The 736-nt window shown below is 60.9% G+C and carries 1 protein-coding gene; it reads left to right on the top strand.

The window, feature by feature from the left end; all coding sequences use genetic code 11:
• Nucleotides 1–26 precede the first annotated feature (26 nt).
• On the top strand, nucleotides 27–736 hold a 710-nt coding region (locus tag CJ255_RS22195; RefSeq protein ID WP_097646221.1), incomplete at its 3' end, for a Uma2 family endonuclease.

Below are 736 nucleotides of genomic sequence, written 5' to 3'. Positions count from 1 at the left end.
ACCCGAAGCCGTGTAAAATAGAACATATGAGTACCTACAATACCCAAGACGATCCGTTGGCGCTCGCAAGCAACGACGATCCGTGGCGCTACGGCTGGCGCTACGTGCGCCGCCCCGGTGCGCCGGAGGATGCACCATTGGAGCAGGTGCCACTCACCCTTGAAGATGTCTTGCACCCCGAAGTGGGAGACTTCATCGTGCATAGCGACCGCCACGAGACCGACCGCATGTATCTGACCCAAATCCTACGGGCCCAGCTTGAACCGCAAGGCCAAGCAGTTGTGCTCAGCGATGTACGGGTGGCGTGGGATCATGCGGAGTTACGCGCCCACGGCCCCGATGTCATGGTCATCCCCGGACTAGCGACCCGTCAAGACTGGAGTACCTTCGATGTGGCCGCAGAGGGGCAACGCCCGGCGCTGATCATCGAGATCACCTCACCCGAGACGCGCAAGAACGATCTGGTGATCAAAGTAGACCACTACGCGCAGGTAGGAATTGCCCAGTATGTGATTGTAGACACGATCGGGCGCAAGCCAGTACGCCGCTTGCGGCTGATCGGCTATCGCCTCGTTGGTGGGCGCTACGAAGTGCAGCCATGCGATGAGCATGGACGGCTCTGGCTCGACGTGGCACACCTCTGGCTGGGCATACGGGGCGATCACGTTGTCTGCTACGACGCGCAGGGCAACGAACTTGGCGACTACGTGACGGTGGTGCAAGCTGCGGAAGCCGC

Origin of the sequence: Candidatus Viridilinea mediisalina (assembly GCF_002532535.1) — a bacterium.
GTDB classification, from domain to species: Bacteria; Chloroflexota; Chloroflexia; order Chloroflexales; family Chloroflexaceae; genus Viridilinea; species Viridilinea mediisalina.
The sequence above is the reverse complement of the archived record's forward strand: the minus strand, read 5'-3'. Positions and strand labels throughout refer to the sequence as shown.